Here is a 22439-nt window from a genome sequence, read left to right as displayed (position 1 = left end):
CTTGCGGGAGAAGGGGCAGGGGAAGAGGGAAACGGTCATGACTTTCATGATTTGGGGTGTCTCCACGTGTCATGACCGTTAATGTGAAAGTCGCGCAAGCGACTCACGAAACTCCCGTCTCCCCTCGCGGGAGAAGGGCCAGGGGTGAGGCGGGGAATTCAGGGAGCATGCTCCCTGCCCGGCGAACGATTCCGGCGTGCAAGCCGGAATGCGCACTGCAAGTGAGAGGGGGACGGTCATGGCTCTCATCATCAGGGGTGTCTCGAAAGGTCGTGACCGTTAAAGTGTTGGCACAAGTTTAATGCTGTTTTTTGTTTGTGTGCGCAATATGATTGCTCAAGGACTCTTTCTAGGGCGGCAATACGCAAGCACCTGCGGGCGGCTTTTCCTTACCATGGCGGTCATCAGCTTCAACATCCGAACCCCGAGGAGTCGCCATCATGTTGTCAAACCCCGCCAGCAAGTACCGCTCGTTCCCGCCGGTTGTTCTCACCGATCGCCAGTGGCCGAATGGCACGATCAGCAAGCCGCCGATCTGGATGAGTACCGATCTGCGCGACGGCAATCAGTCGCTCTTCGAGCCGATGAACGCCGAACGCAAGACGCGCATGTTCAAGATGCTTTGCGAGATTGGTTTCAAGGAGATCGAGGTCGCTTTTCCGTCGGCGTCGCAGACCGACTTCGACTTTGTGCGCAGCCTCATCGACGGCGGCCATATTCCCGACGACGTGAGCATCGAGGTTCTCACGCAGGCGCGCGAGCATCTCATTCGCCGGACGATGGACTCGGTGCGCGGCGCGCGGCGGGCGATCGTGCATGTCTATAACGCGACCTCCAAGCCTTTCCGCGAGACGGTTTTCCAGATGAGCCGCGCGGAAGTGATCGACATGGCGGTCGCCGCCGTCAAGTTGATCAGGGACCTGGCTGCGCAGGCGCCGGAAACCGAATGGGTGCTCGAATACAGCCCGGAAACCTTCACCGCCACCGAACTCGACTTCGCGCTGGAAGTCTGCAACGCGGTAACCGCCGCCTGGGGCGCGACGCCGGATGACAAGGTGATCCTCAATTTGCCGACCACCGTCGAGATGGCGACGCCGAACATCTACGCCGACCAGATCGAGTGGATGCACCGCCATCTCGATCGGCGTGACAGCGTGATCATCAGTCTGCACCCGCATAATGATCGTGGCACGGCGGTTGCCGCTGCCGAACTCGCCTTGATGGCTGGCGCCGAGCGCGTCGAGGGCTGCCTGTTCGGCAACGGCGAGCGTACCGGCAACGTCGACCTGGTGACTCTGGCGCTCAATTTGTACACTCAGGGGGTTGCGCCGGGGCTTGATTTCTCGGATATCAATGCCGTCGCGCGGACCTTCGAGCAGTGTTGCCAGTTGCCTATTCACCCGCGTCATCCCTACGTTGGCGATCTGGTGTTCACGGCTTTTTCGGGTTCGCATCAGGACGCCATCAAGAAAGGTTTTGCGGTCGAGCAGAGTGACGGTTTCTGGAACATTCCCTATTTGCCGATCGATCCGGCCGACGTCGGTCGCAGTTACGACTCGGTGATCCGGGTCAACAGCCAGTCCGGCAAGGGCGGCATCGCGTACTTGCTGGAAGCCGAATACGGGGTAGTCATGCCGCGCCGCCTGCAGGTCGAGTTCTCGGGCGTCGTCCAGCAGCAGGTCGACCAGCACGGCGGCGAGATGAGTGCTGCCGACATCTGGGAACTCTTCTCGGCGACCTATATCGATTCCGTGAACCCGCTACGCTACCGCGAGCATCATCTTTTCGAGCACGGCGCCGGCAACGGGCAAGGCATTCGGCTCACGGTCGATATCGACGGCAGGCCGCAGGTGCTCACCGGTACGGGTAACGGCCCGATCGACGCGGCGGTCAATGCCTTCCAGAGTGCCGGCATCGATATTCAAGTGCGCAGCTACGAAGAGCGCGCCATGAGCGCCAGCGGCGAGGGCGCCAACGCCCGGGCCTGTGCCTTCATCGAAGTCGCTCCGGCGACCGCTGGCGGCAGCGAGTTCTACGGCGCCGGCGTCGATACCAATATCGTCACCGCGTCACTGCGCGCGGTGATTACCGGCATCAACCGTCTGCAGTCCAGTGTACCGCGACGGTCACAGAAAGAAGCTGCGTAGTGCTCCAGTCGTGCTTCGCCAGCCGCGCGCTCGGCGCGCGGCGGCTGGCTCTGACGCGAGAGATCAAGCTGCAGGCTTCTCGCCGCGTTTCTTCTCCCAGCGCTTCATCATCTCCTCGCGCTGCGTTGCGAACTGCTGGCGCTGTTCGGGGGTGAGGACTGCCATCACCTGGTGATGCTGGCGGGCACGCAGCTGTGCCATCTCGGCCATTGCCTGGGCGCCCTGCTCGGTGAGTGCCTTCACTTTCGCCTCATCGTAATCCCCGGTCTTCTGCATTTCGTGCAGTTGTGCCCGGCTGTCACGCATGCTCTGGTACTTGGCGCTGATCAGCTCGCTGTCCTGCTTGCGCAGCTCGGTGATCTTGGCCTCCTGTGCGGGGGTCAGCTTGAGCTTCTTCATCATTGGCGGCAGTCCGTCGTCTGGGCCGCCACGCATCGCTGAGCGGCCTTGGCCGCAACCGCCTTCCATGCCGCCGCCCATCATTGGACCGGCGTTGGCGGCCAGTGGGAGGGCCAGGGCAATGCTGCTGGTGGCGAGGAAAACGGCGAGAGTGCGTTTGAAGGTGTTCATGTTTGGCTCCTTGGTGGTTGAATTGGTCCAGCCGGGGCTGGCCTCGACTGTTGGCTGAATTTTTGCGCAGCGGGTCGTAAAACGCGGTTAATCGTCTGTAAAGCCGTGTAAATGGGCGGCGGACGGCTCCGAGCGGCGGCGAGCCGGTGTTAAAGCCGGTAAAGGGTGGTAAAGACGCGTGACTCGGCGTTGGGGGCGCTTATCATCAGCGCTGTTGAAAGGATGGGCGCGATGACTCGAGTTTTGCTGGTCGATGACGATGTCGAACTCGCCGCGATGCTGCGCGAGTACCTCGAACAGGAGGGCTTCGAAGCGGAGGCGGTGCATGATGGGGAAAGCGGTGTGCGCGAAGCGCTTAGCGGTCGCTTTGCCATTGTTGTGCTCGATGTGATGATGCCGCGCCTAAACGGCGTCGAGGTCTTGCGCCGGATTCGTGCCGCCAGCCGCTTGCCGGTGTTGATGCTCACCGCCAGGGGCGACGACATCGATCGCATCATCGGCCTGGAACTCGGCGCCGACGACTACGTGCCGAAGCCCTGTTCGCCGCGCGAGCTGGTCGCCCGGCTGCGGGCAATCCTGCGCCGGGTCGCCGACAACAGCGCCGCAGGGATCACCGATGGGCCGATCGTCGTCGGTCCGCTGAGCATGTGGCCGGAGCGGCGCAACGCCCAATGGCATCAGCAGCCGCTCGAACTGACCAGTACCGAATACAGTATTCTCGAAGTCCTGGCCCGCCACGCCGGCCGGGTGGTCAGCAAGAGCGACCTCTCCGAGCTGGCGATGGGGCGCCCGCTGGCGCGTTTCGACCGCAGTATCGACGTGCATGTGAGCAGCATTCGCCAGAAACTCGGCGCACGACCCGACGGCGACTCGTGGATCCAGACCGTTCGCGGTCAGGGCTACCAGTTCGTCAAGGCCTGAACGTGGGACGCCTGTTCTGGAAATCCTTCTTTGCCTTCTGGCTGGCGCTGCTGCTCGCCGGTGTCGGCGTCGGCAGCGTCGTCTGGCTGCATCGTCAGGCCGAGGCCGAGGCCGAAGCCGAATTCGCAGCGGTGCCTGCCCTGCCGGGTGGCCCGCGGGCAGCAGGCATGCTCGACGCCGCGGAAGTTTTCCTGCGCCGCGGCGATCCGCAGATGATGCGCGAGGTGCTACGCGAATGGGCGGAAGCGCCGGGCAAGGCGCAGCTTTTCGTGGTCGACGAAGGCGGTCGCGACCTCTTCGGTCGCGAGCTTCCCGACGAGCTGCGCGCCGCCCTGGCTTCGGGAGAATTCCGACGCGGACCGCTGTCCGGTGCGCGCCGGGTGCTCGCCCGCGACGGGCAGACCTACACCCTGCTCGCACGTCACGAGCGCCCGGGTGGGCGCGCTCGCATGGCGCATCGCGAACGCCCTTCGGCGGCGCTGCCGATTTTTGCCGGCCTGCTCGCCAGCCTGGCTTTCAGCGCCGCGCTGGCGTGGTACGTGGCGAAGCCGATCCGCAGCCTGCGCGGTGCTTTCCGCGCGGTTTCCGAAGGGCATCTGGAGACACGCGTACAGCCGTCGATGGGCAAGCGGCGCGATGAACTGGCCGATCTCGGGCGCGATTTCGACCGCATGGCACAGCGCTTGCAGGCGCAGATCCATAGCCAGCGGCGCCTGCTGCACGATGTTTCGCACGAGCTGCGATCGCCCCTGGCGCGCCTGCACGCGGCCATCGGGTTGGCACGGCAGAGCCCGGAGAAGCTCGAAATGACGCTCGAACGTATCGAACGCGAGTCGCTTCGCCTCGACGAGCTGGTTGGCGAGCTGCTCACCCTGTCGCGCCTCGAAGCGGGCACGCCGGGTGCGCCGCCAGAGACTATCGACCTCATGGAAATGGTTGCCAGTATTGCCGACGACGCCGGTTTCGAGGCTGAAGCGAGCGGCCGCCGCGTGCATTTCAGTGGTGCGGGCGAAGTAACGGCGGCGGTACAGGGCGAGTTGCTTTACCGCGCCGTCGAAAACGTTGTGCGCAATGCCGCGAAATACACGGTCGCTGGCAGCACCGTCGAAGTGCAGGCACGCCGTTTGCTCGAGGGTGAAGAATTGGCGACGCTCGGAACTTCCGGGGCGTCAGGCGTCTTCGAGATAGTCGTTTCGGATCGCGGCCCGGGAGTACCGGAAGCCGATCTCGAGGCGATTTTTGAACCTTTCTACCGCGCCGACAACAACGCCGGCACAATTGGCTATGGGCTCGGGTTGGCGATTGCTCAGCGCGCGCTGCTTGCGCACGGTGGTCAGGTGCGCGCGCGTAACCGTTCGGACGGTGGTCTCGAAGTGACGCTCAGCTTGCCGCTCGCCTAGCCGCGTAGCGAAGCCGGTCCGGCAATGAAAAAACGGGGGGCGTGTGCCCCCGTTCTGTTTGGCAACGATGCTCGTTGCCACTTAATGTGAAAGTCGCGCCAGCGACTCACGAAACTCCCTTCTCCCTTGCGGGAGAAGGGGCAGGGGGAAGAGGGAAACGGTCATGACTTTCATGATTCGGGGTGTCTCCACGTGTCATGACCGTTAGCCGGCGAAGTTCGTCTCGGCGAAGCTCCAGTTGGCGAGTTGGGCGAGGAAGGTTTCGACGAACTTCGGACGCATGTTGCGGTAGTCGACGTAGTAGGCGTGTTCCCAGACGTCGATGCACAACAGGGCCTTGTCGCCGGTGGTCAGCGGCGTGCCGGCAGCGCCCATGTTGACGATATCCAGCGAGCCGTCGGCCTTCTTGACCAGCCAGGTCCAGCCCGAACCGAAGTTGCCGACGGCGGAGGCCTGGAAGGCCTTGCTGAACTCGGCAAACGAGCCCCACTTGGCGTCGATCGCTTCGGCCAGCGCGCCGGCGGGTGCGCCACCACCCCCGGGTTTCAGGCAGTTCCAGAAGAAACTGTGGTTCCAGACCTGCGCCGAGTTGTTGTAGATGCCGCCAGCGGGCGCTGACTTGACGATTGCTTCGAGGTCAAGGGCTTCGTATTCGCTTCCCTTGATCAGGTTGTTGAGATTCGTGACGTAGGCTTGATGGTGCTTGCCGTAGTGGTATTCGAGCGTCTCCTGCGACATGTGCGGCGCCAGAGCGTCGATGGCAAAGGGAAGTTGCGGCAGTTGATGTTCCATTGTTGTCCTCCGTGACGGCGGTTACAGGGTGAAAACAGGGTGAAAACTAGCGCGGTGAATGGGTCTGGTGAAGATTTTCTCTTCATCCGTGGATCAGCGACTGCGGGATTCTATGCGCGGCCAGCGGTACTGGCAATGCCGCTTGTTGCAAAGGGCATTCCGTCAGGCCCGCCATGATCCGCGAAAAGTGCGGTCACCTCGGCTTCGACGCGCCCACGGTGCAACAAGACAGCGATTCGTGCGCTTGGTTCCAGCTTACCGCTGTCACGGACGATTTCGCCTTGTGCGTTGGTGACGACGCTGTAACCGCGCGCCAGGACCGCCTGCGGGTTGAGGTGCGCGAGTCCGGCAGCCAGCCGTTCGAGGTCGGTACGCCTGCCGTGTTGCGCGTCCTGCCAGGCGCTGCGCAGCCGGGGTGCCAGCGCGGCCAGCCGACCGCCGTGGCGCGCCGGGTCCGGGCGCTTGAGCAACAGGCGACGGCTGAGCTGGGTCAGTTCGCCGCGCGCACGGCTGCTGGCCTGGAGCAGGCCGGTGCCGAGTTGGCGTTGCAGATTGCGCAGCCGTTCGCGATGCTGGGCCAGGTACTGCGCCGGGTGCTGCAGGCGGCGAGCCAGCCAGTCGAGCTGTTGGCTGCGTTGTTCAAGAAGCTGCTCGATCTGTCGGCGCAGCGCGCTTTGCGAGGCGGCGAGGCGCGCCAGCAGGGCGGCCTGTTCGGGGGCAGCAAGTTCGGCGGCAGCGGTCGGCGTCGGCGCCCGCTGATCGGCGGCGAAGTCGGCGATGCTGAAGTCGGTTTCGTGGCCGACACCACAGATCACCGGCAGCGGGCAGGCGTGGATCGCGCGCGCCACGCGCTCGTCGTTGAATGCCCAGAGGTCTTCCATGCTGCCGCCGCCGCGACAGACGATCAGCACTTCGCAGTCGCGGCGCTCGCCGGCACGGCGAATGGCGTCGGCAATTTGCGCGCCAGCCCCGTCACCCTGCACCGGCGTCGGGTAGAGGACGATGCTCACTTGCGGAGCGCGGCGCGCGAGCGTCGTCAGCACGTCGCGCAGAGCCGCCGCCTGCAGCGAGCTGACGACGCCGACACAGCGTGGGAAGATTGGCAGGGCGCGTTTGCCGGCGCTGGCGAAGAGCCCTTCGGCTTCGAGCTTTTCCTTGAGACGCAGGAACTGTTCGTAGAGGTTGCCGACGCCGCCGCGGCGCGCCGCTTCGACGTTGAGCTGGAAGTCGCCGCGCGCCTCGTAGAGCGTGACCAGTACCCGAGCTTCGATTTGCTGGCCATTTTCCAGCTGCCAGCCGAGCACTTGTGCGCGGCTGCGGAACATCACGCAGCGCACTTGTGCGGCGGCATCCTTGAGCGAGAAGTAGACATGTCCGGAACTTGCGCGGCTGAGGTTGGAGACCTCGCCGGCGACCCAGCACAGAGGAAAAGCGGCCTCGAGTCGCTCGCGGGCGAGGCGATTGAGCATGGCCACCGGGATCACCGGAGGGCTCGTGGGGAAGGCGTTGCTGCGGGGGACGGTGTCTGCCATCCGCGAATTCTACATGCCTTGCTCGCTCGACAGGCGCCGCAAAAAAACGCTTGCCCGTCCGCCACTTGTACTGCTTGCCAACAGGCTGGCAGCTCTTTTGTCCACAGCTTCTGTGGATTACCGATCTGCCGGCCAGGGTGCGCTGGTTGCTTGGCGTTCGCTCGCCGCCCTGCGAAGTGGCTGGAATTGGTTCGGAGCGCTTCGGCACTTGCCGCAAATGCTGGCGCAGGCTAAAGTTCCCCCCTTGAAAATCATCTGGGGTGCACCGTGTTTTCCATCGTTCAGGCTGCTGGTTGGCCCATCTGGCCCTTGCTGCTGGCGTCGATAGTGGCTGTGGCGCTGATTATCGAGCGCCTGGTGGCGCTGCGCCGAGTCAAAGTCGTGCCGCCCGACCTGCTGCAGCGGGTGGTCACCGAGTTCCGGCAACGCGGTGCCACGCAGGCGATGGTCGTCGATCTGGAGGCGCATTCGCCGCTCGGCCGGGTGCTCGCCGCCGGTCTGCGCAACGAGGGCAGTTCGCGCGAAATCATGAAGGAGTCGATCGAGGAGGCTGGCAGCGTTGTCTCGCACGAACTCGAACGTTATCTGACGACGCTTGGCACCATTGCCTCGATCAGCCCCTTGATGGGTCTCTTCGGCACCATTGTCGGCATGATCGAGATTTTCGCTTCGCAGTCGCCCAGCGGCAGCAACCCGATGCAGCTGGCACACGGAATTTCGATCGCCCTCTACAACACCGGCTTTGGGCTGATGATTGCCATTCCGAGCATGATCTTCTGGCGCCACTTCCGGGCCCTCGTTTCTACTTTCGTCATCGATATGCAGCAACAGGCGGTGCGTCTGGTCGAAGTCCTGCACGGCGAACGTCGGTCCTGAGGAGGCGACGATGAACTTTCGCCGCGGTCGCAGCAGCGACGTTCCGGAGATCAACCTGATCCCTTTCATTGATGTGCTGCTGGTGATCATCATCTTTCTGATGCTGACGACCACCTACGCCAAGTTCTCCGGGCTGGAAATCAACCTGCCGACGGCCGACGCCAGCAAGCAGAACGAACCGCCCAATGAAGTCAGCGTGAGCGTGACCCCGTCCGGCCAGGTGCTGGTCAACAAGACGCCGCTCGACGCGGTCAGCGTGCAGGCGATCAGTGCTGCGCTGCGCCGTGCCGCTGGCGACGCCAAGGACCCGGTGATCGTCATCAACGCCGACGCCAAGGCCACGCACCAGAGCGTGGTCGACATCATGCAGGCCGCTCAGGCCGCCGGTTACCCACGCATTTCCTTCGCCACGCAATCGCCGCGCTGATGGCCGCTGGCGGCCTCGCGAGTAGCCTTCCCCGGCGCTGGTACGAGCGCCGTCTGATTCCCGCCCTGTGGCCGCTACTGCCGCTGTCCTGGCTGTTCGCCGGGCTCGCCGGGCTGCGCCGCTGGCTGTTCCGCTGCGGGGTATTGCGCACACAGCGGCTGCCAGCGCCGGTGATCGTCGTCGGCAACCTGACCGTCGGGGGTAGCGGCAAGACGCCGCTGGTGCTGTGGCTGGTCGAGCGCCTGCGCGAAGCGGGTTGGCGACCCGGGATCATCAGTGGCGGCTATGGTGGCAGTGGCCGCGGCGAGGGCGTGCACGCGGTGGCCCCCGGCTCGTCGCCGGCGCTGGTTGGCGATGAGCCGCTGCTGCTCGCGCGGCGTAGCGGCGTGCCGGTTTTCGTCGGCCGCGATCGCGTCGCGGCCGGGCAAGCATTGCTGGCCGCCCATGGCGAATGTGACGTCATCGTCTCCGACGATGGCCTGCAGCATTATCGTTTGCAGCGGGTGGTCGAAGTGGTGGTTTTTGACGGGCGCGGCGTCGGCAATGGCTGGCTGCTGCCCGCGGGTCCCCTGCGCGAGCCGCTGCGGCGCTTGGCGGGGGTCGCCGCGGTGGTCTGGAACGGCCGCCGCGAGCCCCTGGTGGCTGACGCCGCCAGGGATTGTCCGCAGTTCGACATGCGCCTCATCGGCCAGCGCTTCGTCGCTGCCGGCGGGCTTGCCGGTGCGCCTGCCGACAGTTGCGAGGCGGCGTCCTTGCGCGCTTGCAAACTGTACGCTCTGGCTGGCATCGGCGATCCCGGTCGTTTTTTTTGCGCAACTGCAGGCGCTGGGGCTGGAGTTCGAGGCCCATCCCTTTCCCGATCACCATCCCTACACGGCCGCCGACCTGGCCTTTGCCAGCAACGGAGTGCTGCTGATGACCGAGAAAGATGCGGTAAAATGTGCGCCGATTGTGACCGGCGAGGCTTGGCTTCTGCCAGTCGAAGCGGTTATCAGCGGCCCGCCAGGTGGCGCTGATCTTTTCGAGATAATTCTGGAGAAACTCAATGGACGCACGACTGCTTGATATTCTCGTCTGCCCGATCTGCAAGGCCAACCTCGAATACCGCAAGCCGCAGTCGGAGCTGGTATGCAAGCCCTGCAAGCTCGCTTTTCCGGTCCGCGACGGTATCCCGATCATGCTGCAGGATGAAGCCCGCCCGCTGACTACCGACGACGCCTGAGCGCCTCCTTCAAGGATGCTTGCGATGCCGTTCAAGGTGGTCATTCCGGCGCGCTACGCGTCGACCCGCTTGCCAGGCAAGCCACTGCTCGACCTGGCCGGCAAGCCGATGGTCGTGCGCGTCGCCGAGCGCGCCATCTTGTCGGGGGCCGACGAGGTGCTGGTGGCCAGCGACCATCCGCAAGTCCTGGCCGCGGCCGAGAGCCATGGCCTGCGCGCCCTGCTGACTCGTGCCGATCACGTCAGCGGCACCGATCGCCTGGCCGAGGTGGTCGAGGCCACCGGCTGGAGCGACGACACCGTGGTGGTCAATGTGCAGGGCGACGAGCCCCTCATTGACCCGGCGCTGATTGCCCAGACGGCGGCCCAACTGGCACAGAGCGGCGCCGATATCGCGACTCTTGCGCACGCGGTCGTCGATGCCGCTGATTTCTTCAACCCGCATGTGGTCAAGGTGGTGCTCGCGGCCAGTGGCGACGCGCTGTATTTTTCGCGAGCGCCGATTCCTTACGCCCGCGACCACTTTGCACGCGAGGCCGGCGGCGAAACGCTGCCCGCGCAGATGCTTGCCTATCGGCACGTCGGGCTGTACGCCTATCGGGCGCGTTTCCTGCGCACCTATGCCAGCTTGGCGCCTTCGCCGCTCGAAAATCTGGAGGCTCTCGAGCAGTTGCGTGCCCTGTGGCACGGTTTTCGCATCAGTGTGGCGATTTCCGACCAGCTGCCGGCCGCTGGCGTCGATACACCTGCGGATGCGCAGCGTGTTCAGGCATGGTTCAAAAAGTTTGACCGTGCGTCAGTTTGAGGGTAAGTTGCACCGTATTGGTCACGACAACGTGCTGGCAGCAGCCGGTAACTGAGCTGCAAGTGTCTGAACTGCTGGACAATTTGCTCGATTTGAAAATCAACGAAAGCGAATCATGAAACTCATTCTGCTAGGTGCGCCAGGGGCCGGAAAAGGTACGCAAGCCCAGTTCATTTGTGAGCATTTCGGTATCCCGCAAATTTCGACCGGCGACATGCTGCGTGCGGCGGTCAAGGCGGGCAGCCCTCTGGGAATGGCTGCCAAAAAGGTCATGGACTCCGGGGGGCTGGTCTCCGACGAGATTATCATCGGCTTGGTCAGGGATCGCCTACAAAAGCCCGACTGTGCCGAGGGCTATCTCTTCGACGGCTTCCCGCGCACCTTGCCACAAGCCGAGGCGATGAAAGTCGCTGGCGTGGCGCTCGACTATGTGCTGGAAATAGACGTTGCCGACGAGGAAATCATCGAACGGATGAGTGGTCGTCGCGTTCATCTTGCCTCCGGTCGTACCTATCATCTGCGCTTCAACCCGCCGCAAGAGCCCGGAAAGGATGATGCGACGGGAGAAGAGCTGATTCAGCGCGCCGACGACCAGGAGGAAACGGTCCGCAAGCGCTTGCAGATCTATCATTCGCAGACCAAGCCCTTGCTCGACTACTACCGGGCGTGGGCGGCCACTGGCGACCCGAACGCGCCGAAGTGCCCGAGAATTGCCGGTGTAGGAAGTGTCGAGGAGATCAAGAAAGCCGCTTTCGATGCTTTGCAGTAGCGCTCGCTGCCAATGACGGTGGATCGGAAGAAAATTGCCTCGGCGCAGTACGCCAGGGCCTGCGCGGTCGCTTCTCGATTACGGGCATGGGGTTGTCGCGGCCTTACCAATGCCGCTGCTGCGGCGTTTGTCGCGTCTGCGGAGAGGCCAAGGCTTTGTTCGCCGCCGCGGCGTGTCGCGCCATCGCCGTTGCGTCGAGTTGAGCAGTTCGCCAGGCACGACCCGCGGGTGCACAAAAAGTGTTAAAAGTCGGTTTTTTGTTGTTTGAGTCGCGGATGAGGTAAATTCGAGCCACGGGGAGTTGCCCTGGGAGCTGGGAAACTTTAAAGAGGGAGGTTGTATATGGGTTATCTGGTGTTCGCGCTGCTCTGCGCGCTCATTGCAGTGGGTTACGGCGCTGTAATGACTAAATGGATTCTCGCTTGCCCGCCGGAAATCCGAAAATGCAGGAGATTGCCAAAGCCATTCAGGAAGGCGCTTCTGCATATCTCAACAAGCAATACACCACCATCGGCATCGTCGGTGCCGTACTCTTCGTCGTCATTTGGCTGGCCCTCGGCATGGCCATGGCCATGGGCTTCCTGATCGGCGCTGTCCTGTCGGGAGCCACCGGCTTCATCGGCATGAACGTTTCGGTACGGGCCAACGTGCGCACGGCGGAAGCCGCGCGCAACGGCATTGCCGCGGCGCTCGATGTCGCCTTCAAGGGGGGTGCCATCACCGGCATGCTGGTCGTCGGTCTGGGCCTGCTCGGGGTAGCCGGCTATTACGCCATTCTCAGAGAGCCGGGCGGCGATCTGCACCATGCGGTTCAACCGCTGATTGGTCTGGCCTTCGGCGGCTCGCTGATTTCGATTTTTGCCCGTCTGGGCGGTGGTATCTTCACCAAGGGTGCCGACGTCGGCGCCGACCTGGTCGGCAAGGTCGAGGCCGGCATTCCGGAAGACGACCCACGCAACCCGGCGGTCATCGCCGACAACGTTGGCGACAACGTCGGTGACTGTGCGGGCATGGCCGCCGACCTCTTCGAGACCTACGGGGTGACCGTGGTGGCGACGATGGTGCTTGGCGCGATGATGCTCCAGGGCGTTCCCAATGCCAACGACAACCTGATCATCTATCCGCTGGTCCTCGGTGGCGTATCGATCCTTGCCTCGATCGTCGGCTGCTTCTTCGTCAAAGCCAACGATGGCGGCAAGATCATGAACGCGCTCTACCGCGGCCTGGCCGTGGCCGGCGCCCTGGCCTTGGTCGCCTTCTATCCGGTGACCAGGATGCTGCTCGGCGACGGTGTGACGCTCGCTGATGGCTCTCTGATCAGCTCGGGGAGCATTTTCTGGGCGGCGGCCGTCGGTCTGGTTCTGACCGGCCTGCTGGTGTGGATCACCGAGTACTACACCGCGACCGAGTTTTCGCCGGTCAGAGGTGTCGCCGAGGCCTCGACCACCGGTCACGGTACCAACATCATCGCCGGCCTGGCCGTGTCGATGAAAGCCTGCGCGTTGCCGGTACTCTCCGTCTGCGCGGCAATTTACATCACCTATGCGCTGGCCGGCCTGTACGGCATCGCCATCGCCGCGACTGCGATGCTGTCGATGTCCGGGATCATCGTTGCCCTCGACGCCTACGGACCGATTACCGACAACGCTGGCGGTATCGCCGAAATGGCGGGTTTGCCGTCGTCGGTGCGTGATGTCACCGACCCGCTCGACGCGGTGGGCAATACCACCAAGGCGGTGACCAAAGGCTACGCCATCGGCTCCGCCGGTCTGGCCGCGCTGGTCCTGTTCGCCGACTACACGCACGCCCTCGAAGCGAGCTTCGGTGGCACCATGAGCTTTGATCTCTCCAATCACATGGTGATCATCGGTCTCTTCCTCGGCGGTTTGATTCCCTACCTCTTTGCGGCCATGGCGATGGAGGCGGTGGGTCGTGCGGCCGGTTCCGTGGTCGTCGAGGTACGCCGTCAGTTCGCGGAAATCAAGGGCATCATGGAAGGCACGGCGAAGCCGGATTACTCCCGTGCTGTCGGCATGCTGACAGCTGCCGCGATCCGCGAAATGATCATCCCCTCGCTGCTGCCGGTGCTGGTTCCGGTTGTCGTCGGCCTGCTTCTCGGTCCGCAGGCACTTGGTGGCCTGCTGATGGGAACCATCATCACCGGCCTCTTTGTCGCCATCTCGATGACCACCGGTGGTGGCGCCTGGGATAACGCCAAGAAGCACATCGAGGACGGAAACTTTGGCGGCAAAGGTTCCGAAGCCCACAAGGCATCGGTGACCGGCGACACCGTCGGCGATCCGTACAAGGATACGGCGGGTCCGGCGGTCAATCCGCTGATCAAGATCATCAACATTGTTGCTCTGATGATCGTGCCCTTGATGGCTCCTGCCGCGGGTGCCAAGCCGATGCCGGCAGCAAAAGCTCCGGTGGCGGCTCCGGCTTCTGCTCGGGCTCCGGCCGCGGTCGCTGCAGCCGCCGCTTCGGCTGCTCCAGCGGCGGCGATGGCTGCCGCCTTACCGGGTGCGACGCTGTATTTCGAAGTCGGTTCCGCGGAACTGCCGGGTGATGTGGCGATCAAGCTTGAAGGCATCCTCCTCCATGTCACAGCCAATGCCGGCGCCAAGCTCGCCATTTCGGGCTTCCAGGATGCAAGTGTTAGCACGGAAGCTAGTGCGGCGCTCTCAACGGATCGTGCCCAGGCGGTCGGTGAAGCTCTGAAGGAGGCTGGAATTTCCGAAGAGCGTATCGAAGTGAAGAAACCCGAGTCGATCAATGTCACCGTTACCGGCACCGGCGAAGGCGCCGCGGCGCGTCGTGTCGAGGTCAAGGTGATGTAGATGTAGTCTAGCCACGTCGTGGTCGGCAGGTGCAGCGCGCGGCCTATTGGCTTGGCGCCGTACTCTGTCCGAGAAATCAAAACGGGCCGCATTTATGCGGCCCGTTTTTTTTGGATCTGCGGCTTATCGGTGAGCTGTCTGCTCTGCCGGCTTATCCCTCCTTGAGCGCCGGATTGAGCGTGTAGGTGCCGATCAGGCTGGCCTGTGCGAGGACGTGTCCCTGCATCGCCGTACGCAACTGCTGGCCGGTCAGCTTGCCTTCGACATCGAGCCGGGCCACGTCGAGGGAAAAAACCGTAAACACATAGCGGTGGACGATCTCGTCGTTCCAGGGCGGGCAGGGGCCGTCATAGCCGTAGTAGTCGCCGCGCATGTCGTTGTCGCCGGCAAACCAGCTGGTGTAATCGTTGATTCCCTGGCGTGCGCCGTGTGGCGCGTGCGGACCGGGTTTACCGCGCGGCGTAACATCGCTGCAGAACTCGCCTTCCCTGATTTCGCCGAGGCTGGCCGGTAGATCGAGCAGCACCCAGTGGAAGAAGTCGACGCGCGCCAGCGACGCCGGCACGCTGCGGTCCTCCTGATTGACGTCGTCGCCCTGGCTCGGAACGTCGGGGTCATGGCAGATGATGGCGAAGGACTGCGTGCCGGCCGGCGCGCCGCTCCACGCCAGCTGCGGGTTGCGGTTGCTGCCCAGGCAAACATGGTGATCGGGATCGGCAATGCAGAAAGCGAAGTCACCCGGGATCTGCTGCCCGTCACTGAAACTACTGCTGCTCAATTCCATTGTTGGTCCTCCTGATTGATTACTCGGCCGCGCTGCGTTTGAAGTCGCGCAGGCGAAAACCTGCGATCCATAGTGTAGCGAAATAGACGCCCGCACCGAAGCTTACGAGCATCGAAAGACGCAGCAGTCGTTGGCTGAGGGTCCAGCTCAACCAGGCGCTTTCTTCGCCGACGGTGAACCATAGCGCCGCACCCATGCTGAGCATGGCCAGCCCCAGGCGAGCGTAAAACAGCAACCAGCCCGGTTGCGGAACATAGATCGCGCTCTGCCGCAATCCGCGGAAAAGCAGACTCGCGTTGAGGACCGCCGCCAGGCTGATGGCCAGCGCCAGCCCGGCGTGCTGCAGCCAGCCGACCAGTACCAGGTTCAAGAGCTGCGTCGTGCACAGCGAAATGATCGCGATCCTGACCGGTGTACGCACATTCTGGCGAGCGTAGAAACCGGGAGCGAGGACTTTCACCAGGATCAGTCCGAGCAGGCCGATGCTGTAGGCGAGCAGTGCGTTGCGGGTCATCAACACGTCGTTGGCGGTGAACGCGCCGTGGAAGAACAGTGTCGTGATCAGCGGCACCGCCAGAATTGCCAGCGCAAGTGCCGCCGGTGCCGCAAGCAGAAAAGTCAGCCGCAGCCCCCAGTCGAGCAGCCGCGAGTAATCGTCGTGTTGTTGCGCGGCATGGTAACGCGATAGCGAGGGCAGCAGAATGGTGCCCAGAGCTGCACCGAGGAGGCCGGCCGGGAACTCCATCAAGCGGTCGGCATAGTACAGCCAGGAGACGCTGCCGGTGGCCAGGAAGGAAGCGAAAACGGTGTTCAGCAGCAGGCTGACCTGGGCCACTGAAACGCCCAGCAAGGCCGGCGCCATCAGGCGCATGATGCGTCGCACACCCTCGTCGCCCAGCTTTAGGGAGAATCTTGGCAGCATGCCGATGCGCTTCAGCGCGGGAAGCTGGAAGGCCAGTTGTACCGCGCCGCCGATAAGCACGGCCCAGGCCAGCGCCATGATCGGTGGCTCGAAGTACGGCGTCGCAAAAAGTGCCATGGCGATCAAGGAGACGTTGAGCAGCACCGGCGTGAACGCGGGAACGGCAAAGCGACTCCAGGTGTTGAGTACGCCGCCGGCGAGTGCGACCAGCGACATGAAGAGAATGTAGGGGAAGGTAATGCGCGTCAGGCTGACGGTGAGGGCAAACTTTTCCGGGTCGTCGGCAAAGCCCGGTGCCGAGAGGTAAACGAGCAGTGAGGCGCCGCCCATGCCGAGCACGGTTACGGCCAGGACGACAAGGAAAAGTGCACTGCTGACACGATCCACCAGCAGCCGGGTTTCCTCGGTGCCGCGCTGGTTCCGGTATTCGCCGAGAATCGGCACGAAGGCTTGCGAGAAAGCGCCTTCGGCAAAAAGCCGGCGCAGCAGGTTGGGGAGCTTGAAAGCGACGAAGAAAGCGTCGGTGAGCAGGCCGGCACCGAAAGTACGGGCAATCACGAAGTCGCGCACGAAGCCGAGGATACGCGACAGCAGGGTCATGCTGCTGACGGTGGCGAGGGTCTTCAGGAGGTTCATTGCGACTCCGGGCGGCGCCGCGCTGGCGCAAAGCCCATCATCTTAGCGCTTGCGGGTCGGCAAGCAAGGCGAATCTACGTCGGATACCCGGATCCCGGCGAGCCAGCTGCGCGACTCCCTGCGCTGTTGCCGGGCCCCCGGCGTGCAGCCTTCGTTCAGGAGTTACCGGGCGGCCGGCTTGGCCTCGGCATTGATGGTGATACCGCGCTGTTGCAGTGCGCCTACCACTGACTGCGCGTTCCTGTTGCCGGCGCTGGCCAGCTTTTGCGTGCCGGCGGCCAGTGAATCGAGCTGCGCGCGCATTTTCTGCGCGTTCTGATAGGTGGTTTCCTGATTGACGCGCAAGTTGGCCAGCTGGGATCGTTCCTGATTCAATTGGCTGGCCTGGAAGCCGAACCAGACCACCAGCGCCAGGGCGATCAATAACACCGGGAGAAAGAGTCTCGCTTGTTGCTGCGGATGTTCGTTCATGGCGCTGACCGTGGCGTAGCGGCTGCTGCGCCGGCGGTGAAAGTGATCCCCTGTGACGCCAGCAGCTCGCGCAGGGCGGTATCGTTGTCGCGTGCTGCCAGATCGGCCAGCGACTTGATCAGGGACTGGTAGAGCGGTTCCAGTTGCAGGCTCTCCTGAATGTATTGGCCGCGCGTGGCCAGTTCGTTCTGCGCCTGCCGATTGGCGCTGAACATCACCGCGTTAACAATCGCCAGACACAGCGCCAAGGCTCCCAGGGCGAGCAGGGCACGATATTGCACAGTAGTCAATCGAGGACTCCCGAGAAATTCAAGCATCGCGCCTTGTGGCGGAAGAGTCAGCCAAAGGCGAGGCGGGTTCCTTTTTCGAGGAACCCGCTTGCGGCCTCTAGTCTAGCATTCCCCGGCGACGCTGGAGAACGATGATGGCCATGGCGATGGTCAGCAGCAATAGCGTACCCGGCTCTGGAACCTCGCTGCCGCCCGCCTCGACCCGAGCCTGAACGGTGAGCCGGATGTCCTTGAAGTCGGCGCTGTAACCGCTGCCGTTGTGACCGACGGCGGCGAGCACGATGGTGTCGCTGAAGCTGCCGATGCTCCGGGTATCGAGCGAAATCCGCAGCCCGCTTTGTGAGTCACCGGCTCCCAGACCGCTGAAGGCATCGAAGCCGGTCTTCAGGAACTCGTTGAGGGCGAAGCTGTAGGCGCCATCAAGCAGGTCGGCCGGACCGCTGACATCGTTGGCCAGTTGCAGCAGGGCGCTGACCATGCCGCTGCCCTCGGTGAGCGTGCCGAAGTCGAGCAGGAAGTCAAAGCCGCCACCGCTCAGCGAGCCCGTCCCCGAGGTCTTCGAGAAGTTCGGGTCGGCGTAGTTGTTGACCTGCGCCTGCAGGGTGAGCGCGCTATTGCCGAGGCCAAGGTCGGCCATGTCCTCGTTGTGGCTGGCAAACTGCAGTCTGTCACCGCCCTGGGTGAAAACCCCGGCACTGGTCGTGTCGAGGCTCACCAGCAGGCTGCTGGCGTCGGTCTGTCCGGCGGCCAGGCCGTTGACGCTGCCGCTGCCGCCGAATGGACCGACAGGCATGTTGATGAAGCTGCCCTGCAGCGTATCGTTGAGAGCCGCGACCGGGGCGCTGTTGGTCACCGAGACGTTCTTCGCCGTGACCACGTCGCCTTTGTGGACGATCCCGAAGTTGACCAGCGCCGTATTTACCTGCGCGACGGCCTTCTCGTACACCTTGCCGGCCAGGCTGACCACTTGGCTGCCCACCGAAATGTCCGCTGCACCAGTGGTGCCGGCCCCGGTCGATACGAAGTTCACTTGCGCACTGCCAGCGACGCTGCCGGCCGAGCTGGTGTTCAACGCGATCTGCAGGCTGCTGGCGTCGGTGCCTTGCGCCGCCAGGTTGGTGATGCTGCCGCTGGCGCCAAAGCCGGTAGCTGGCGTGGCGCTGGCGAAACCGGCCTGGAGCCCCTCGGTGAAGCTGTCCGGGCTGCTGTTGGTGACGCTGATCGCTGCGCTCGGATCCGCGTCGCCGCGGCGTGCCACGAGAGTGACGTCGGTCGTATTCAGGGTCGGGTTGGCCAGGCGATAGACGTCACCGCTGACGTTGACCGTCTGCGGCGCGAGATTCGTCGTTCCCAGGTCGCTGGTGCCGTCACCGTCGGAGACCAGAGCGATCGTTGCGCTGCCGCTCTTGGCGCCGGCGCTGCTGGTGTCGATTCCGACTCGCAGGGCGCTGCCGTTGGTCGCCTGGGCGGCGAGCAGATTGAAGGCGCCACTGGCGGTGACTGGCGCAGCGTTGGAGCTGATGCTGGCGTTGAGCTTTTCGGAGAAGCCGTCGTCGGTCGCCGTGTTGGTGATGCTCAAGGTTTGCTCGGCCGTGCTGTTGATGCGCAGCGCACCGAAGTTGACCGGGTTGGGAGTCGCCGGGCTGGCACTGGCCAGACGGAAGACGCTGCCGCTGGTGGTGATGTCGCCGCTGACGCCGATCGTCTGCGAGGCCAGCGCGGTGATGCCGAGACCGCTGGTGCCGGTGCCGTCGGAAGCAAAGTTGATCACCTGCGTGCCGCTCACGTTCCCGGCGGCGCTGGTGTTGAGGCCGACGATCATACTGCTGTTGTCGGTCGAACCCGCCGCCAGCAGGCTGACGCCACCGCTGGTGGTGATGCGCGCGTCGGAGGTGTCACCGAAGCTGGCCGTGAGCTTCTCGGAGAAACCGTCACTGGCCGCGGTGTTGCTGATGCTCAGCGCCTGCTCCACGACCGTGCCGACGTGCACGTTACCGAAGGAAATCGTGCCGAGGTTGTTGGCCGACGCCAGGCGGTAGACGTCGCCGCTGACGTTGATCGTCTGGCTGCCGGCGGCAATTGCCACCAGGCCGCTGGTGCCGGTGCCGTCGGAGGCGTAACTGATCGTCGCGCTGCCGCTCCTGGCGCCGGCGCTGCTGGTGTCGATGCCGACCTGCAGAGCGGTGGTGTTGCTGTCCTGGGCGGCAAGCAGGTTGAAGTTGCCGCTGGCGGTGACCGGCGCTCCATTGGAGCTGATGCTGGCGTTGAGCTTTTCGGAGAAGCCATCGGCGGTGGCGGTGTTCTGAACGGTCAGCAGTTGACTCGCAGAATCGTCGACGTGGCGGTTGGCGAAGACGATCGGGGTCGGGGTGGCCGCGCCCTGCGCCAGGCGATAGACATCGCCGGAGACGGTGACCACCTGATTGCCGACGCTGGCGGTGCCCAGCCCGTTGCTGACGCCGGCTACAGCGCCTGCGGTCTGGTAGTCGAGCGTGAGGTTGCCGGTCTTGGCGCCAGCGCTGGTGGTGTCGACGCGGGCGGTGATCGCGCCCGTACCGGTGTTGCTGGTTGCCGCCAGACGCCCGGCGATGCTGCCGCTACCACTGGCAGCGCCGCTCGCGCCGCCGATGCTGACGTTGAGGTCTTCGCTGAAGGAACCCGCCGCCGCGGTGTTGCTGACCGTTACCGTGGCCGTGTTGCTGCCCCCCACGCGCTGGTTGGCCACCAGCACCGGTGAGCCGGCGCTGCCGATGGCGGCGTTGTAAGCCGCAGCACTGCTGGCCAGCACGATGTTCAGCTTCTGGTCGGCGATGTTCGCGAAATTGCTGCGCAGGTTGAGGACCTGGCCGCTGAGCGGCGCGAGAGCACCGGCGCTGGCTGCGCTGAAGGTCACGCCGAGGTCGGCGGTGCTGCTGCCCGGGGCACCGGTGTTGTAGTTGCCGGCCGTGACGCCGGCGCCACTGAGACGTGCGTCGCTCAGATTGGCGCCATTGACGCTGGTCTGGACGGCACCGCGCAATGTCGGGCCGGTGGTGCCAGTGTTCGCGATCTGGTAGTTGAAGGTGGTGTCACCGACACGCACGTTGTTGATGGTCAGCGTGGCGTTGGCCGTCGTGCCGTCGGTGACGGTAGTGCCGGTGATGGCTTGTACGACATCGCCGCCGGCGAGGATCTGGCCGGTGCCGCTGATGCCGGCGCGACGGTTGAAGGCGTTGCCGGCGGCGGCGGCGACGTTGGTGTAGTCGTTGTTGATGGTGAGGTTCTGGTTGCCGATGTTGAGCGTCGAGCCCGCGGCACCCATGACCAGTCGCCCTTGAGCGTTGGCCACGTTCGCCAGATTCATTACGCTGGCCGGTTCAACCTGCAAGGTACCGCTGCCGGTCAGCGCATCGTTGATCGTCAGTGTGCCGTTCTGCGCCCGCATCGTGCCGTTGTTGATCAGCCCTCCGCCGGCAACACTGGTATCGACGGTCAGCGCTGTCGACTGGTTGGCCAGGATCAGCCCCTGGTTGATGAGGCCTGTCTGGCCGGCACCCACCTGCCCGGATCCCTGGATGGTGTGGCTTGCGGCATTGGTGAGGACTTCGGTGGTTGCGCCGGAGTTGCCGAGGATCCGGTTCTGGCCGTTGTTGCTCATGGTCAGCGTGCCGGCGCCGGCCAGCGTGACATTGCCATTGAGCCTTACATCAGTCTGATTGCCGGCCGAAGACAGCTGCAGGTTGCCGTCGTTGGTAAAGGTACCGGTCAACAGGGAGGCCTGGGCATTGACGATCTCTGCTTGCCCGGTGTTCCTAACATTGGCCAGATTGGCAGACCCCTGCACGAAAACCTTGCCACCGCCACTGCTCTGCAGGGTGCCGCCGGTGATCGTCGAGCTGCCAGTGATGAGGACGCTGCTTCCGGCGGCGTCAATTACCCCGCCGGTGTTGGTCAGGTTGGAGCCCTGGATGGTGAGCTGGCCGCCCGCCGCACGCAGGATGCCGGTATTGGTGCGGGTGATTCCCGCACCATCCGACAGGTCGATGGTCAGCGCAGCCGCCTGGTTGGCGACGATCAACCCCTGGTTGTCGAGGCCCATCTGGTTGGCACCCACCTGCCCGGATCCCTGGATGGTGTGGCCCGAAGCGTTGGTAAGGACTTCGGTGGTCGCTCCGGAATGGCCGACAATCCGGTTCTGGATATTGTTGCTCATCGTCAGCGTACCCGGACCCGTCAGGGTGACATCACCGTTGAGCCTGAGATCCGTCTGATTGCCGACCGACGCCATTTGCAGGTTGCCGGAGTTGTTGAAAGTGCCGGTCAACACGGCGGTCTGGGCATTGGCAATTTCCAGTAGCGTGCTGTTGGTGACGTCGAGCAGGTTGCTGGAATTCTGGAGAAAAATCTTGTTCCCGCCAGAGCCTTGCACGGTGCCATTGATGGTCGAGCCGGTGACGATGATGTCGTTGCCTACGGCGTCGAGGACGCCACTCGGGGTGCTGGTGACGGTGGAGTTCTGAATGGTGAGCACACCGGTGCCCGCCCGCAGGGTGCCGCTGTTGGTCATCCCGGCGGGGCTGACATCGATGACCAGACCGGCCGACCCGGTGGCCAGGATCAATCCCTGGTTGTCGAGGCCCATCTGGTTGGCGCCAAGCTGTCCCGCGCCCTGGATGGTGTGGCCCAAAGCGTTGGTGAGGATTTCGGTGGTCGAGCCGGAATGGCCGACAATCCGGTTCTGGATATTGTTGCTCATCGTCAGCGTACCCGGACCCGTCAGGGTGACATCACCGTTGAGTCGGAGATTCGTCTGATTACCGACGGAAGCCAGCTGCAGGTTGCCGGAGTTGGTGAAGGTGCCGGTCAATAGGCCGGTCTGGGCATTGGCAATTTCCAGTAGCGTGCTGTTGGTGACGTCGAGCAGGTTGCTGGAATTCTCGAGAAAAATCTTGTTCCCGCCAGAGCCTTGCACGGTGCCATTGATGGTCGAGCCGGTGACGATGATGTCGTTGCCTACGGCGTCGAGGACGCCACTCGGGGTGCTGGTGACGGTGGAG

Annotated in this window: 16 protein-coding genes and 2 pseudogenes; 10 read left to right on the top strand and 8 right to left on the bottom strand. The window is 63.8% G+C overall.

Features of this window, described 5'->3' with window-relative positions; all coding sequences use genetic code 11:
- Positions 1–440 precede the first annotated feature (440 nt).
- Positions 441–2147 (top strand): 2-isopropylmalate synthase, encoded by a 1707-nt coding sequence (gene leuA, locus E4Q23_RS17000; RefSeq protein WP_169067741.1) that lies wholly within the window; start codon positions 441–443, stop codon positions 2145–2147.
- A 63-nt stretch (positions 2148–2210) separates the two neighbouring features.
- Here the strand turns inward: leuA and E4Q23_RS16995 are convergent, their stop codons facing one another.
- A complete protein-coding gene (locus tag E4Q23_RS16995) occupies positions 2211–2717 on the bottom strand; it encodes a Spy/CpxP family protein refolding chaperone (protein ID WP_169067740.1) in 507 nt (168 codons plus the stop codon).
- Positions 2718–2948: 231 nt separating this feature from the next.
- Here E4Q23_RS16995 and E4Q23_RS16990 point away from each other — a divergent pair, with 231 nt between their 5' ends.
- On the top strand, positions 2949–3638 hold the full coding sequence (locus E4Q23_RS16990) for a response regulator transcription factor (RefSeq protein WP_169067739.1): 690 nt from the start codon (positions 2949–2951) through the stop codon (positions 3636–3638).
- Positions 3639–3640: 2 nt separating this feature from the next.
- Positions 3641–5038, top strand: coding sequence for a HAMP domain-containing sensor histidine kinase (locus tag E4Q23_RS16985; protein WP_169067738.1), 1398 nt, complete (start codon positions 3641–3643; stop codon positions 5036–5038).
- A gap of 204 nt (positions 5039–5242) precedes the next feature.
- On the opposite strand, the gene E4Q23_RS16980 is transcribed toward E4Q23_RS16985, so the two are convergent.
- Together E4Q23_RS16980 and xseA are read right to left on the bottom strand one after the other, a co-directional pair.
- Positions 5243–5830, bottom strand: coding sequence for a Fe-Mn family superoxide dismutase (locus E4Q23_RS16980; RefSeq protein WP_169067737.1), 588 nt, complete (start codon positions 5828–5830; stop codon positions 5243–5245).
- Positions 5831–5940: 110 nt separating this feature from the next.
- Positions 5941–7362, bottom strand: a complete 1422-nt coding sequence (gene xseA / locus E4Q23_RS16975; RefSeq protein ID WP_169067736.1) for an exodeoxyribonuclease VII large subunit — start codon at positions 7360–7362, stop codon at positions 5941–5943.
- Positions 7363–7629: 267 nt separating this feature from the next.
- On the opposite strand from xseA, the gene E4Q23_RS16970 reads away from it, so the two are divergent.
- The 7 genes and pseudogenes from E4Q23_RS16970 to E4Q23_RS16940 all read left to right on the top strand — a co-directional run bounded on the left by E4Q23_RS16970 (position 7630) and on the right by E4Q23_RS16940 (position 14300).
- A complete protein-coding gene (locus tag E4Q23_RS16970) occupies positions 7630–8238 on the top strand; it encodes a MotA/TolQ/ExbB proton channel family protein (RefSeq protein ID WP_169067735.1) in 609 nt (202 codons plus the stop codon).
- A gap of 10 nt (positions 8239–8248) precedes the next feature.
- The gene (locus tag E4Q23_RS16965) at positions 8249–8665 is read left to right on the top strand and encodes an ExbD/TolR family protein (protein ID WP_169067734.1); all 417 of its coding nucleotides are present in this window, start codon (positions 8249–8251) and stop codon (positions 8663–8665) included.
- Positions 8665–9730, top strand: a pseudogene (gene lpxK, locus E4Q23_RS16960) (tetraacyldisaccharide 4'-kinase). Before E4Q23_RS16965 ends, lpxK begins: the two are co-directional and overlap by 1 nt.
- Entirely contained in the window at positions 9711–9887 is a 177-nt protein-coding gene (locus E4Q23_RS16955; protein WP_169067732.1) for a Trm112 family protein, read from the top strand. The pseudogene lpxK and the gene E4Q23_RS16955 overlap by 20 nt, the downstream one beginning before the upstream one ends.
- Before the next feature lie 15 nt (positions 9888–9902).
- The gene (gene kdsB, locus E4Q23_RS16950; protein WP_169067731.1) at positions 9903–10691 is read left to right on the top strand and encodes a 3-deoxy-manno-octulosonate cytidylyltransferase; all 789 of its coding nucleotides are present in this window, start codon (positions 9903–9905) and stop codon (positions 10689–10691) included.
- 115 nt (positions 10692–10806) lie between these two features.
- Positions 10807–11460 carry an adenylate kinase gene (gene adk / locus E4Q23_RS16945; protein WP_169067730.1) on the top strand — a complete coding sequence of 218 codons (654 nt, stop codon included), beginning with the start codon at positions 10807–10809 and terminating at the stop codon, positions 11458–11460.
- Positions 11461–11802: 342 nt separating this feature from the next.
- Positions 11803–14300, top strand: a pseudogene (locus E4Q23_RS16940) (sodium-translocating pyrophosphatase).
- A gap of 151 nt (positions 14301–14451) precedes the next feature.
- On the opposite strand, the gene E4Q23_RS16935 reads toward E4Q23_RS16940, so the two are convergent.
- The 5 genes from E4Q23_RS16935 to E4Q23_RS16915 form a co-directional block, all read right to left on the bottom strand.
- The gene (locus E4Q23_RS16935; protein WP_169067729.1) at positions 14452–15084 is read right to left on the bottom strand and encodes a YbhB/YbcL family Raf kinase inhibitor-like protein; all 633 of its coding nucleotides are present in this window, start codon (positions 15082–15084) and stop codon (positions 14452–14454) included.
- Between the two features lie 19 nt (positions 15085–15103).
- Positions 15104–16642 (bottom strand): murein biosynthesis integral membrane protein MurJ, encoded by a 1539-nt coding sequence (gene murJ / locus E4Q23_RS16930; protein WP_169067728.1) that lies wholly within the window; start codon positions 16640–16642, stop codon positions 15104–15106.
- A gap of 162 nt (positions 16643–16804) precedes the next feature.
- Complete coding sequence (locus E4Q23_RS16925) at positions 16805–17113, bottom strand: hypothetical protein (protein WP_169067727.1); 309 nt, start codon at positions 17111–17113, stop codon at positions 16805–16807.
- Positions 17110–17403 carry a hypothetical protein gene (locus tag E4Q23_RS16920; RefSeq protein ID WP_169067726.1) on the bottom strand — a complete coding sequence of 98 codons (294 nt, stop codon included), beginning with the start codon at positions 17401–17403 and terminating at the stop codon, positions 17110–17112. The genes E4Q23_RS16925 and E4Q23_RS16920 overlap by 4 nt, the downstream gene beginning before the upstream one ends.
- 97 nt (positions 17404–17500) lie before the next feature.
- Positions 17501–22439 (bottom strand): beta strand repeat-containing protein (locus tag E4Q23_RS16915; RefSeq protein WP_169067725.1); only part of this gene is annotated, 4939 nt, incomplete at its 5' end.

The sequence above is a fragment of the Candidatus Accumulibacter phosphatis genome (assembly GCF_012939955.1).
Lineage (GTDB): Bacteria > Pseudomonadota > Gammaproteobacteria > Burkholderiales > Rhodocyclaceae > Accumulibacter > Accumulibacter delftensis.
This window is presented reverse-complemented; position numbering and strand designations above follow the sequence as displayed.